The sequence below is a fragment of the Helicobacter sp. CaF467b genome (genome assembly GCF_022664765.1).
Taxonomy (GTDB): Bacteria; Campylobacterota; Campylobacteria; order Campylobacterales; family Helicobacteraceae; genus Helicobacter_D; species Helicobacter_D colisuis.
Window position 1 is genome coordinate 202,935 of sequence record NZ_JALAIY010000001.1, and the last position, 12,099, is coordinate 215,033.

14 protein-coding genes are annotated in these 12,099 nt (G+C 35.5%); 5 read left to right on the forward strand and 9 right to left on the reverse strand.

The window, feature by feature from the left end:
• Positions 1-233 precede the first annotated feature (233 nt).
• Genes yedE through MKD52_RS01040 form a run of 5 tightly spaced genes read left to right on the forward strand, consistent with a single transcriptional unit; the run spans position 234 to position 3,284 of the window.
• Positions 234-1,292: a YedE family putative selenium transporter gene (yedE, locus tag MKD52_RS01020; RefSeq protein ID WP_242098947.1), complete on the forward strand. Its 1,059-nt coding sequence runs from the start codon at positions 234-236 to the stop codon at positions 1,290-1,292.
• Position 1,293: 1 nt separating this feature from the next.
• Positions 1,294-1,512 (forward strand): sulfurtransferase TusA family protein, encoded by a 219-nt coding sequence (locus MKD52_RS01025; RefSeq protein WP_242098948.1) that lies wholly within the window; start codon positions 1,294-1,296, stop codon positions 1,510-1,512.
• Complete coding sequence (locus MKD52_RS01030) at positions 1,487-2,686, forward strand: aminotransferase class V-fold PLP-dependent enzyme (RefSeq protein ID WP_242098949.1); 1,200 nt, start codon at positions 1,487-1,489, stop codon at positions 2,684-2,686. The genes MKD52_RS01025 and MKD52_RS01030 overlap by 26 nt, the downstream gene beginning before the upstream one ends.
• An 11-nt stretch (positions 2,687-2,697) precedes the next feature.
• Positions 2,698-2,913 (forward strand): DUF3343 domain-containing protein, encoded by a 216-nt coding sequence (locus MKD52_RS01035; protein ID WP_242098950.1) that lies wholly within the window; start codon positions 2,698-2,700, stop codon positions 2,911-2,913.
• Between the two features lie 44 nt (positions 2,914-2,957).
• Positions 2,958-3,284, forward strand: a complete 327-nt coding sequence (locus MKD52_RS01040; RefSeq protein WP_112057050.1) for a hypothetical protein — start codon at positions 2,958-2,960, stop codon at positions 3,282-3,284.
• Positions 3,285-3,288: 4 nt separating this feature from the next.
• Here the strand turns inward: MKD52_RS01040 and MKD52_RS01045 are convergent, their stop codons facing one another.
• From MKD52_RS01045 to MKD52_RS01085, 9 genes are all read right to left on the reverse strand, one after another.
• The gene (locus MKD52_RS01045; RefSeq protein ID WP_242098951.1) at positions 3,289-4,626 is read right to left on the reverse strand and encodes a sodium-dependent transporter; all 1,338 of its coding nucleotides are present in this window, start codon (positions 4,624-4,626) and stop codon (positions 3,289-3,291) included.
• A 59-nt stretch (positions 4,627-4,685) separates the two neighbouring features.
• On the reverse strand, positions 4,686-6,416 hold the full coding sequence (locus MKD52_RS01050) for an ATP-binding protein (RefSeq protein ID WP_242098952.1): 1,731 nt from the start codon (positions 6,414-6,416) through the stop codon (positions 4,686-4,688).
• Positions 6,416-7,279 (reverse strand): cation diffusion facilitator family transporter, encoded by an 864-nt coding sequence (locus MKD52_RS01055; protein WP_242098953.1) that lies wholly within the window; start codon positions 7,277-7,279, stop codon positions 6,416-6,418. Before MKD52_RS01055 ends, MKD52_RS01050 begins: the two co-directional genes overlap by 1 nt.
• Before the next feature lies 1 nt (position 7,280).
• Positions 7,281-7,736, reverse strand: coding sequence for a hypothetical protein (locus MKD52_RS01060; RefSeq protein WP_112057054.1), 456 nt, complete (start codon positions 7,734-7,736; stop codon positions 7,281-7,283).
• A 1-nt stretch (position 7,737) separates the two neighbouring features.
• On the reverse strand, positions 7,738-8,625 hold the full coding sequence (gene lpxC, locus MKD52_RS01065; RefSeq protein WP_242098954.1) for a UDP-3-O-acyl-N-acetylglucosamine deacetylase: 888 nt from the start codon (positions 8,623-8,625) through the stop codon (positions 7,738-7,740).
• Entirely contained in the window at positions 8,622-9,215 is a 594-nt protein-coding gene (locus MKD52_RS01070) for a septum site-determining protein MinC (protein ID WP_242098955.1), read from the reverse strand. The genes lpxC and MKD52_RS01070 overlap by 4 nt, the downstream gene beginning before the upstream one ends.
• An 8-nt stretch (positions 9,216-9,223) precedes the next feature.
• Positions 9,224-10,657 carry a M23 family metallopeptidase gene (locus tag MKD52_RS01075; protein WP_242098956.1) on the reverse strand — a complete coding sequence of 478 codons (1,434 nt, stop codon included), beginning with the start codon at positions 10,655-10,657 and terminating at the stop codon, positions 9,224-9,226.
• A 113-nt stretch (positions 10,658-10,770) separates the two neighbouring features.
• Positions 10,771-11,091: a thioredoxin family protein gene (locus MKD52_RS01080; protein ID WP_181566527.1), complete on the reverse strand. Its 321-nt coding sequence runs from the start codon at positions 11,089-11,091 to the stop codon at positions 10,771-10,773.
• Between the two features lie 95 nt (positions 11,092-11,186).
• Positions 11,187-11,900, reverse strand: coding sequence for a YebC/PmpR family DNA-binding transcriptional regulator (locus tag MKD52_RS01085; RefSeq protein WP_242098957.1), 714 nt, complete (start codon positions 11,898-11,900; stop codon positions 11,187-11,189).
• Positions 11,901-12,099 lie beyond the last annotated feature (199 nt).

A 12,099-nucleotide genomic window follows, 5' to 3' on the forward strand; every position in this document is an offset into this window, starting at 1 on the left:
CTTTACTATTACTACCATTCCATAAATTTAAGTTAAAAAATGCAATCTTTTAAAATCCATCATAAAAAACAAATGCCTAAAGTAGAAATTTTTTAAAATTTGTTTTATATTTTTTTAAGTCATTTTACATTACGATTATGCTTTATTTTGGCTTAAGGATTAAGCACACAGTTCTTCTTTTATTACTTATAAGGCTGTTTAAATTTATTGTTGTATTATTTCTAGGAGTTTGTATGCGATTAGCAGTTTGGCCTATTTTGGCGGGCATAGCATTGGGTGTAATTGCGCCTCTTTTGGTTTCTTTAGGGAATCCGGGTAATATGGGTGTATGTGCTGCGTGTTTTACGCGAGATATTGCTGGGGGATTAAATCTTCATCAAGCCGCTGTAGTGCAGTATATTCGCCCTGAAATTATTGGGCTTGTGATTGGTGCTCTTGTGGCATCTTTTGCATTTGGGGAGTTTCGCCCACGCGCTGGAAGTGCGCCTGTGGTGCGTTTTATGCTCGGTGTTTTTGCTATGATTGGAGCATTAGTATTCTTGGGCTGTCCTTGGAGAATGTGGCTTAGATTTAGCGCAGGGGATTTTACTTCCATAGCGGGTATTTTTGGACTTGTGTGTGGGATATTAATTGGTATCTTTTTTCTCAAGCGTGGCTTTTCACTTGGGCGATCCTACGCCACTAGCAAAATTGTGGGCTTTATTTTCCCACTTTTTATGGTAGGGCTTTTTGGATTATTAATTTGGGGTTTGCTAGATGTAGAAGCTCCCATTAAATTTTCACAAAAAGGTCCTGCTTCACAACACGCACCACTTATTATTTCACTTATAGCAGGATTATTTTTGGGTGCAATATTTCAAAAAAGCCGATTTTGTATGATTGCTGCAGTGCGTGATAGTGTGTTATTGAAAGATACGCATATTTTACAAGGTGTGATTGCACTTGTAATTGCAGCGTTTTTAACTAATCTAGCGTTGGGGTATTTTAATCCGGGATTTAGTGGGCAGCCTATCGCTCATAATGAATGGGTGTGGAATTTCCTTGGAATGTTACTTTCTGGATTTGCCTTTAGTTTAGCAGGTGGTTGTCCAGGTAGGCAACTTGTGTTAAGTGGTGAGGGTGATAGCGATGCAGGTGTATTTGTGTTTGGATTGCTTATGGGGGCGGCATTTACACATAATTTTGGACTTGCAAGCTCACCTGCTGGAATTGGAGTAAATGCACCAATTGCAGTTTTTGTAGGGATTGTATTTTGTTTGCTTGTTGCGATTTTTGCAAGAGAGAGGAGATAAAATGAAGGAGCTTGATGTTAGGGGGCTTAGTTGCCCAGAGCCTGTGCTAAACTTAAAACCTTTGTGTGAACAAGGTGAAGAATCTATTAGGGTGCTTTGTAGTTGCGGTGCTGCGAGTGATAATATTCGGCGAATGGCAAGTCATTATGGTTATGAGGTGAAAAAAATCTCTGAAGTTCAAGGTGAGATTGTCTATGAGTTATACAAAAAGCCTGGGTGAGAGTGTGAATCATAGAATCTATTTAGATAATGCAGCAACAAGCTTCCCTAAAGCACCTAGAGTAAAGGAGGCTGTGTGTGCTTTTATGGAGGATATAGGGGCTAGTCCTGGGCGTAGCGCCCATATGCTTTCTATACAATCAGGGAGGATTTTATATCAATCGCGACGACTTTTGGCAGATTTATTGGGCTTAAAAGATTGCAAAAGAGTGTTTTTTGTGCATAATACCACAATGGCAATTAATGTTGTTTTGCAAGGGTTTTTGCGACCTAATAGTGTGGTGGTAACCACACAAATGGAACATAATGCTTTAATGCGTCCCCTTAATGCTCTAAAAGAGTATTTGAATCTTGAAATACGACAGATTCCATGCACACCATCTTGTGAATTGGATTTAAAAGTAGCTAGAGAGTTATTAAAGGGTGCTAATCTTCTAGCGTGTGCGCATATTAACAATGTTAGTGGCGTGATGATACCTCTTAGAGAGCTTAGCGCATTGGCTCGAAGTGAAGGTGTGGCATTTTTGCTAGATGGAGCGCAGAGTGTTGGGTGTGTGGAAATGTCTGATGTAATGGAGCAGGTTGATTTTTTGGCTTTGAGCGCACATAAAGGACTTTTGTCTCCTATGGGTGTAGGAGCGCTATTAGTTAGTGATAGCTTTGAAATACAGTGGTTAGAACCACTTATTTTTGGTGGCACAGGTAGCGCGAGTGAAGAGGAGATTCAGCCACTATTTTTGCCCGATAGATTTGAAAGTGGCACACCAAATATGCATGGAATTGCAGGAATGTGTGCAGGGATAGAATGGATAAATGCCAAAGGTATAGCAGCAATTCATACACATGAATTAAATTTAAGGAATCATCTCATAAAAGGGCTTAAAAATATAAAGGGCGTGAGACTTTATGGAGTTAGTGAGAGTTTGGAGGGACTAGGAGCTAATGCAACGCTTTCATTAAGCGTTGATGGCAAAAGTGTTTCAGAAGTGGGTTTGAGACTTGATAGGGAGTTTGGAATCTGTGTGCGTATTGGATTGCATTGTAATCCTGCAACACATAAGATACTAGGTAGTTTTGAAAATGGTGGAAGTGTGAGAGTGAGTGCTGGGGTGTTTAATACACATAGCGAGATAGAATCTTTCCTTGCAGCTCTAAGTAAGATTGCTAAAAGCTAAAGGTTTATAGAATGATTTGTGGCTATTTGATTTTTTTTACCACTGCAAGTGCATTTGAAACGGAAATGTTACTAAAAACTACAAAAATTCATTTTAAACTTGTTCCTACCCCAAGGGAGTTTTCTAGTGATTGTGGGATTGCAATATATTTTGAAGTAGAAAGTGTTGCAACCTTACAAGAAAAGCTTGATGTCTCTAAAATAGAATATGAAATAAAATTGCTATAAAATTGGCTTGTTTTGGATAAAATTCTAAGCACAAAAGGAGGGGTATGAAAATATTTTTGATTCTTCTTATGGCTTATAGTTTAAAAGCACAACCTTGGGTAATGTTTAATGATTTGGATGATACTTATTTGTATGATCAAGCAAGTGGGCAGGTTTATATTCGTGTAAAAAAAGGTGGTAAAAACTATGAAGATACTTTTGTAAAAATGGGAGTTGTTGATAAGAATCCAAATAAAAATTCAATCAATTCGCAAACAAAAGAAATAGATACACCCAAAGAAAATGATTCAAAAAAAGATCAACAAGAATTGCTCAAAAAAGCTCAAGAGCTTCAAAGAAGTATCCAAAATGGAATCTTTGAAGCAGAATAGTTTGTTATAAGCCTTCAATAGCTAGAGTTATCATAGAAACTATAATTCCAACAGGTGCGATAAACTTAATAATAAAATACCATATTTTAAAGATTTTTCCAGTGAGATTTCCTTCACACATTGCATAGACTTGTGATTTTGGAAGTATCCAACCCACAAAGATACATAAGAATACTCCAGCTAGGGGTAGCATATAAGATGCACTAATATAATCAAACCAACCAAATAAATTTTTACCAAAAAAGCTCAAGTTTTCTTGATAGATTGCAATGTTGCTAAATAGAAGTATTACTCCTAAGATATATGTGATGCTAATAGTTGTGAGATTTGCTTTGGTTCGAGAGAAAGAAAAGCGGTCAATAAGCCATGCATTAAGTGGTTCAAGCATAGAGATAGCTGAAGTAATCCCAGCAAAAATCAAAGCAATAAAAAAGAGAAATGCAATAATTTGTCCGCTTAAGCCCATATTAGCAAAAATAAGTGGTAGTGAGATAAAGACTAATCCAGGTCCGCTATCTGGCGTTGCCCCATAGCCAAAAATGAAAGTAAAGATTACAAGTCCTGCGACAATACAAAAAACAAAATTAAGTAAGGCTATGATGATGGCAGATCGGATAAAATTACCTTTTTTAGGTAATGAGTTGGAGTAAGTAAGAATCACGCCAACTCCTAAAGAGAGAGCAAAAAATGCTTGTCCAATTGCATCAACAATAACTTTGGGTGTGAGTTTGCTAAAATCTGGTGCAAATAAAAAATTAAAAGAAGCCCAAAATGAATCTTGATATATCGCATAGCCCAAAAGTCCAATAAATATAATTAACAATAAAGGCATAAGAATGAGATTAAGTTTCTCAATTCCTTTTTTTACTCCTTGATTTAAGACATAGGCACAAAGTGCGACTATAACAAAATGCCATAAAAGTTGATAACCTACTTGAGTGCTTACGAAATTTCCCCAAAGATTTTGTGTAGCTTCAAGCGTTTTGGGCAATCCAATTAGACTTAGCATCATATAGTGTGTAAGCCAACCTAAAACAACTACATAAAATGAAAAAATTACCAAGCCTGAAAAAACCATTATTCCGCCGTATTTAAGGTATTTGTGTCCTTTGGGTGCAAGGGTTTCAAAGGCGCTAAAACAATCTCGCTCACTTGCCCTACCTAAAATCATTTCAGCAATAAAAACGCTAAGTCCAAATACCAAAAACGCTATGATAAATATTAGCACAAAGGCACCACCGCCACTTTCTCCGACCATGTAAGGGAATTTCCAAATACCACCTAAGCCAATGGCACTTCCTGCTGTTGCTAAAATAAAACCAATTTTTGAAAAACGAGTCATCATACTGCCTTGTAAAATAAATAAGTATATCTTAACAAAAAACTTTTAATTTGCAAAGCTTAAATGTGAAATCCCATTTCGCGTTGCCCATCAAAGTTAGAATTTAATTCCCTTTTAATCTCTTCAATAAATATTTGTGTGGTAAAAAGAGGGGATTTTTGTGTGGCGACTAAAAAAGCAGTATTTTTAATAACAAGAAAGATTTGTCCTCCAGTGAGAGAAAATTCTGCAAGAGATTTTAGGTTAAATGTCTTTTCATAGGGAGCGTTTTTGGGCAAGAGTTTTTCCCACAACAAAAGTCTTTCCTCTAAATTAGGTTTTTTAAATTCAATTTTATAATTAAAGCGTCTTGAAAATGCCGTATCAATAGTTTCCAAAAGATTAGTTGTAGCAATTAAGATTCCATTAAATTTCTCAATTTGTTCTAAAAAAATATTTTGCATTTGATTGTGCATTTTATCTGCACTATTTGCACTTGTGCTTCGCATGCTAAGGAATTGATCGGCTTCATCAAGAAGTAAGATGGGGCTTTCCTTGCTTTCTTTGCAGAGCTCTTTATAAGTATCAAAGATTTTTCGGACATTTTTTTCACTCTCGCCTACATACATAGAGAGAATCTTAGAACAATCAAAGCTTAAAATACTTTTTTTAAGGGATTTGGCTAGGGCAAGTGCAGTCATTGTTTTGCCTGTTCCAGCAGCTCCATAAAAGATGATTTTTGCATCAATGCCGCGTTTTTTATCTTTGATACCCCAATTTTTAAGATTTTGGAGAACTTTTGAATCCATTTGTTTTAAAAGTGTTTCTAAAGTTTCTTTTGTGTGTGGGTTTAGCACAACATTGTTAAGAGTGGTTTTTGGTTGGATAAATTCAAAAATATCTTGATTATCAATCAAGGCTTCAAGGCTAATTTTTTGCTTTTTACTCTCATTGCTAGGGTGTGTGATTTTCTTTAGAATTTCATCGGGGATAAAAAAAGTGCGGTTGATTCCCTCAAAAGTGCTTAAAATTTCATCATAATCTACTAAGCCTTTTTGGACAAGCTTACTTCTATCATCTAATAAGGCACGATTTTTAATTCTCTCATAATCATTTAAACTCACAAGATTGATGAGGGTATTGAGTTCTCTTGCTTGGGATTCTCTACCTGAATACTCTTCTTTTAAAAGTGCTAAAAAAATAATTTTTTCTTGATCGCTAAGGCTGTATTCTTCAAAGATTTTTTCTAAATTTGGTTTTTCTTTGGTGAGATTCAATCTTTGTTTGATTCTATCTTGCAAGGCTTTGATTTTTTGCTCACCCTTAGCAAGAAAAGGGGAGGAGAGATTATCCTTTTTGTAGGGAAGTAAGCTAGAAAGAATATCAATGACTAAAAACTGATCTTTGAGATAATCCAAGTGATCTGAATAAGCAGAGATTTTTGGGAGTTTAGGGTAGATTCCACCTTCTTGAATGAGTTTTAAAAAATTATTACTTAGAGAAAAAGTGGAGTTAAGTAGCTTTAAATAAAGCACTTCATTATTTAAGTTTTTTAAAAAAAGATTCTGACTTAACCAGCCTAAATCAAGGAGGTTTTTAAACAAGGGGAGAAATTTTAAGATTGCTTCATCGCTATTTGGTACAAAAAGGGCATTAATAGTATCAAGACAGAGAATCTCTTCATTTCCTTTTAAGATTTCTTTACAATAATAACGCAAAATTAGCGCCTCTTCTTCACTGCATCGCAAAAAGGGATAAATTTTGGTTTTGGTAATTGGTGTTGTTTGTAAAAAATCAAGTAAATATTGCATTAGCGCCCCTCATCATCTTCAGGATCTAGGTGAGTGATAACAATCCAGCTACCCTCTAAGGCTTTGATTTGCTTTTCTATGGAATCGGCAATGTCATGTGCTTCTAATAAAGAAATTTCAGCATTAAAAACCAAATGCACTTCAAGGAAATAAGTCTCTCCACTTTGTCTTGTTTTTAAATCGTGGTAGCTATTAATAGGCGCACTATTAAGTATTTTTTCAATGGATTGAATAATATTTGCATCTAACGCCCTATCTAATAAAATCAAAACTCCACTTTTTAAAAGCGTCCAAGCTGAATAGATAATGTAGATTCCAATCCCAATTCCAAAGAGTGCATCAAGCTCATTGAATCCTGTAAAATAAATCATAACTAAAGCAACAAGAACGGCTAGATTACTTAAAATATCGGTTTTATAGTGTAAGGCATCAGATTTAATAACAAGATTATTGCTTTTTTTGGCTACAAAATTAAGATAAAGAACGAGTAAAGTTGTAATTATAATAGAAAATACCATTACCCATACAGAATAAGTAAGATAATTTAATTCACTCCCTAAAATGAGTTTTTTAAAGGATTCATAGAGAATAAAAGCCCCCGAAGCAGAAATAATGCTACCCTCAATAACTGCTGCTAGTGATTCGATTTTCCCCTTTCCATAATTAAAAGAGGAATTGGCAGGTTGCTCGGATTTGGTAATGGCATAAAGATTAAAAAGAGAAATGCATAAATCAAGTAAAGAATCAATAGCAGAAGCTAAGATAGCAACTGAACCACTTAAGATTCCTACAATAAATTTAACGCAAATCAAAAGAGAGGCGACAAGGCTAGAGATAATGGTTGCTTTTTTTTGAATCGTCATTTTACACCGGTGGCAAGAGATAAAGTGGATTGATTGTCTCTGTAAAGAGACTTTTATCGAGTCTTTGAGGTAGAATATAAGGTTTGATTTTAGGTGGAGTGGGGTAGGATTTTAGTGTAATTTCATCATTTTCTAGCACGAAATAAGAATTCCCATATGCCTTAATGGGTGAGTTAGAATTAAAATAAAAGCCGTGAGTAGCAAAGAGATTTGAATTTTGTGTGATTTGCATAGTTTTGGCAAATAAATAAATGAGTTTTAATGCCATAAAACTCCCAGGACCGCGGACAAAATAAAGATTTTTTGGAACAATTCCCTGTGTTTTGAGTTTGACAAAAAAAGGGATAAGTGCCTCAGAGAGTTGGGAAGGCAATGAATGACTAGATTCCAATTTATAATCTTTATAAATCCCAATAAGGATAGGTTGGCTTGTGGGAATGATAAAAATTTGATGCATTTTAGGCGTTTTGATAGGCTAATGCGTAATCATCATCTTCTTGGAATGATTGAATGATTTCATAAGCATCATTTTCTTCAAAAATTTTTTTAGTTAAAAGGTGGTTGAGTTTATGGCTTCCTGCATAAGAAACATAAGCACCAAGCAAAGGAATACCAAGCAAACACATATCACCAATAGCATCTAAGATTTTGTGTCGGACAAATTCTTCTTTGTAGCGTAATCCGTCTTTGTTTAAAATCGTAGTTTCATCTAGCACGATAGCATTATCTAAAGAACCGCCTAGCGCAAGTCCTTTTGAACGGAGGTATTGCACTTCATTTAAAAATCCAAAGGTTCTTGCACGAGCAATTTCTTCTTTGTAATTATAAGTGGAAAAAGTGAATTTATAATTTTGTGTGCCAATGGCAGGGTGAGGAAAATGGATAGAAAAGTCAAATATACACTCTTTGCTTGGCTCTAGCCTTACAAATTTGTCACCCTCTTTAACTTCAATGGGGGATTTAATTTTGAGAATTTTTTTAGGTGCATTTTGCTGTATGATTCCTGCTTCTTCAAGTAGCATACAATACCCAATACTACTGCCATCCATAATAGGCACTTCTTCATTGTCAAGCACGATTCTTAGATTGTCAATCCCATAAGCGTGGATTGCAGAGAGTAAATGTTCAATAGTAGAGACCTTGTGCCCTTCTTTAGCAATCACCGTTGCCATTGTGGTATCCACGACATTTTCAGGTTTGAGTGGGATATTTACCCCAGCATCACTTCTAAAAAAGTGGATTCCACTATTTTCTTCTAAAGGCTCTAAGCGCATTTTTACAGGGACACCTTTGTGTAGTCCAATTCCGACTAATTCAATTGGTTTATCGAGTGTTTGCTGTCTCATAATAAATCCTCAATTATGATTTCATTATTTTTTTTGTAAATTTTTTGGTAATTTTGTGAGAGTTTATCTCTTTCAATAATTTCGCCATCAAAAAGAATATTTCCCTCTTTTGTAGGACCTAGAATCATATAATTTCCATTACAAAAAACATTACCACTAATTTCACCAAAGATTTGGACATTACCTTGAGCTTGAATCATCGCTCCACTATTCACACGACCAAAAATAGTAATATCGCCTTTTGAGATGATTTCTTCTCCGCTACGGATTGTTCTATGCAGTATTAGTGTTTCATTTTTGGGCTCTTGGTCTTGTGAAGTGGGTGGTGTGGATTCTGTTTTTGTGATGGATTCTTGTGGGATTGTGGTTTCAGGTAGTTTAGAGAGAATCTTTTTAGAATTTTTCTGTTCGACAAAGGCGAGTTTTTGTGAATGCAAAAATTCTAAAAGTTTATCTGTAATAGGGTAGGTAAAGACAAGCAAAAAATCTTTTAGCAAGACAAAATGTTTTTGGATATATGCAATAGTTTCTTCTTCTTGACCTGCTATAAAGATAAAAGATCTAAGGCTTCTTTGTCGTGCTTCTACCATCATTTTGCCTATAATCTATCCACTATAATCTTAGCTTCATTAATAATATCATCAATATTGGTTTTAATCCAAGTAGAATCAAGCCATTCTGCTGTCCAAACTTCATGCCCTTGAACTAAAACTCCAAAATGCAAATGATCCCCTAAAGCCAAGCCCGTATTGCCAGTATTAGCAATCTCATCTTCTGCATTAGGCAAATCGCCCACATTAACCTTTTGTGTTGTTAGGTGCGCATAGAGAGTGGAGAGTCCAAGTCCGTGATAAACGATGATAGTGTTCCCATTGATGCCTACAAATTCATTTAGGGTAACAACTCCTGAATTGCTAAGTAGAACGGGTGCTTGTTTGATACTTGCTAAATCTAGTCCCATATGGTTTGATTCGCTTACATTTTCGCCTTGGTAGTTAAAAGTCCTATGATCTCCAAAGTTTGCCATGACAGCACCATTTCTAAGTGGGGAGAATGCCTTAAGACTAAAATCTGTTACCAAAGTTTCCCTATCAAACTGCGATGCCACCTCAAAGACTCGATTTGCACTTTGTTTTCGCACATCTTCATTGATATATTTAAAAATAGCAAGTTTATTAGGAAAATCTTCTAAATTTTTCTCTCCGATTTCTTGCACGAGCATAGAAATTTTGCCATCAATAAATGAATCTTTAAGTGGAATAGTTGAATCACGATATTGCTTTTTTTGGAGATAGAAATTAATAGGTGCAATGCTGACATTGCCTGCTGAATCACTTGCATAGATTTTGGCACTGAAGTTAGGGCTAGTTTTGTTCCAAGCGATAAGCGAGATATAAAAGCCTTCTTTGTAGAAAGGTTGAGGGAGAAAATCATAAGTGCCATTGCTAATGCGAATATCTTTTAGATTGTCATCGGTTGCGCGAAAGATAACAAGCGCACTACCACCTTGTGTGATTTTGTAAGAATGTGAGAGAATGGCTAGTTGAGGCTTTTTGGTATCAATAGGGATTTTAAAGGTTTTTGTGGTGGTGTTACCATTGAAAAGATTCCAGCGACTTGTATCTGTTGCAGAGATTTCTAACTCTAGTTCAGGAGTAGAATTTTTAATGTTATTTGGCTTTTGGATTCCAATGCAGAGTGTTTTTGGGTGAGTTTGAATTTCTTGAGATTCACTTAAGTCTGCATTGGGGCTAAGGCAGTTTTGGGAAGTAAGGATTTTGGTTTGGAGTGGTATCCTTTCTTGGTTATGCAATAGCGTAACACTATATACTTTGATTCCTGCATTGTCTTGGATTTGAATGGGGAAAAAGTCTTTAAGATTCCACGCAGAATTTTCTCTTAGGTTGATTTGAGGCGATTCTTTTTCAAAAGATTCAGAAGTAAGCATAAAAATACCTATTCCCACAAACAAAATGATGAGTAATAAACCTAAAACCTTAATAAAACCGCCTTTGGAGTGTGGATTTTGCATTGCTATAGCCTTAAATTAAATGAAAATACTGCAGGGATTGTAGCTAAAAAGTGCTTATGTTAAAATTATGAGAGTTTCAAAAGAAGAATCTTGCCCCTAAAGGCAAGAGTGATTTATGCTTCAAGAGCTTTTTTAAGAGCATCTTCAATCATTGGTTTAGAGTTTGGTTCAACTAGTCTTTCACTCACTTCCACACCATTTTTAAAGAAAATCAAAGTGGGGATTCGGCGAACATTAAGCTCATCTTTTAGTGCTTCTTGTTCATCTGCCATTACCATACAGAATTTTACCTTACCAGCATATTCTTGCATAAGCATTCCCATAATAGGTTCGATTTTTTTGCAGTCAGGACACCAAGGCGCACCCACGGCTACAAGGCAAACCCCTTCTTTTGTTTCGTTAGCAAAAGTTTCTTTAGTTAATTGATTCATCATTTGAAATCCTTTTTAGTAAAATTTACATCAGAAATTTTGAAATAATTTAGCTTAAAAAAACAAAAGTTATCATCTATTGAGTGATTTTGTCACCTTTAGGCGATATTGGTAAAAACTGCTTGAACATCATCATCATCTTCGATTCTATCAAGTAACTTTTCAATGTCTGCAAGTTGTTCTTCGCTGAATTCTACCGGATTATTAGCAATCCTTTCTAGTGCGGCTTTTTTAACATCAGCTTTGAGTGATTCTAAGGCATTTGCAAGACTTCCAAAGCTTGTATAATCTCCATAAATATGCACTATATCTTCTTCAACTTCTAGCGATTCAAGCCCTGCATCAATAAGATTAAGCTCTAACTCTTCTAAATCCCCTAAGCCTTCTTTGCTCACTTCAAAATGTGCTTTGCGTGAAAACATAAACTCTAGTGAATTGTTTGTTAGCATTTGTCCGCCTAGTTTATTGACATAACTTTTGAGATTTGCCACCGTGCGTGTAGTGTTGTCTGTAGCACATTCGACAAAAAATAGCGCACCATGTGGTGCTTTGATTTCATAATTTACTTCAGTGATTTGTATCCCATCTTTGCCTAAAGCTCTCTTAATTGCTGCTTCAATATTGTCTTTTGGCATATTTTGGGCTTTTGCTGCCATAATGGCAGTGCGGAGTTTGGAATTCATATCAGGATCGCCACTTCCACCCTCTTTGACAGCGATACTAATTGCTTTGCCTAACTTGGGGAAAAGTTTGGACATTTTATCCCAACGCTTCTCTTTGCTTGCTCTTCTATATTCAAATGCTCTTCCCATATCAACCTCGATTGTAATTTGCGTTTAAGTCTGTAATTGTAGTATTTTAAAGATTAACTATGTATTAACTAGCGGAGTTATCCCTAGCCTAAGCTAGAGATAAAAATGAAATTTTAAATTAATTCTACATAAAGAGAATGAAGTTTTGAATTTTAATCTTTTTAGCGTTGCTATAGTTTTAAACTATCTATATTTTTGG

Excerpts from the sequence above, each read along its gene's own strand:
- yedE (WP_242098947.1), top strand. The coding sequence starts at position 234 with ATGCGATTAGCAGTTTGGCCTATTTTGGCGGGCATAGCATTGGGTGTA.
- MKD52_RS01025 (WP_242098948.1), top strand. The coding sequence starts at position 1,294 with ATGAAGGAGCTTGATGTTAGGGGGCTTAGTTGCCCAGAGCCTGTGCTA.
- MKD52_RS01030 (WP_242098949.1), top strand. The coding sequence starts at position 1,487 with ATGAGTTATACAAAAAGCCTGGGTGAGAGTGTGAATCATAGAATCTAT.
- MKD52_RS01035 (WP_242098950.1), top strand. The coding sequence starts at position 2,698 with ATGATTTGTGGCTATTTGATTTTTTTTACCACTGCAAGTGCATTTGAA.
- MKD52_RS01040 (WP_112057050.1), top strand. The coding sequence starts at position 2,958 with ATGAAAATATTTTTGATTCTTCTTATGGCTTATAGTTTAAAAGCACAA.
- MKD52_RS01045 (WP_242098951.1), bottom strand. The coding sequence starts at position 4,626 with ATGACTCGTTTTTCAAAAATTGGTTTTATTTTAGCAACAGCAGGAAGT.
- MKD52_RS01050 (WP_242098952.1), bottom strand. The coding sequence starts at position 6,416 with ATGCAATATTTACTTGATTTTTTACAAACAACACCAATTACCAAAACC.
- MKD52_RS01055 (WP_242098953.1), bottom strand. The coding sequence starts at position 7,279 with ATGACGATTCAAAAAAAAGCAACCATTATCTCTAGCCTTGTCGCCTCT.
- MKD52_RS01060 (WP_112057054.1), bottom strand. The coding sequence starts at position 7,736 with ATGCATCAAATTTTTATCATTCCCACAAGCCAACCTATCCTTATTGGG.
- lpxC (WP_242098954.1), bottom strand. The coding sequence starts at position 8,625 with ATGAGACAGCAAACACTCGATAAACCAATTGAATTAGTCGGAATTGGA.
- MKD52_RS01070 (WP_242098955.1), bottom strand. The coding sequence starts at position 9,215 with ATGGTAGAAGCACGACAAAGAAGCCTTAGATCTTTTATCTTTATAGCA.
- MKD52_RS01075 (WP_242098956.1), bottom strand. The coding sequence starts at position 10,657 with ATGCAAAATCCACACTCCAAAGGCGGTTTTATTAAGGTTTTAGGTTTA.
- MKD52_RS01080 (WP_181566527.1), bottom strand. The coding sequence starts at position 11,091 with ATGATGAATCAATTAACTAAAGAAACTTTTGCTAACGAAACAAAAGAA.
- MKD52_RS01085 (WP_242098957.1), bottom strand. The coding sequence starts at position 11,900 with ATGGGAAGAGCATTTGAATATAGAAGAGCAAGCAAAGAGAAGCGTTGG.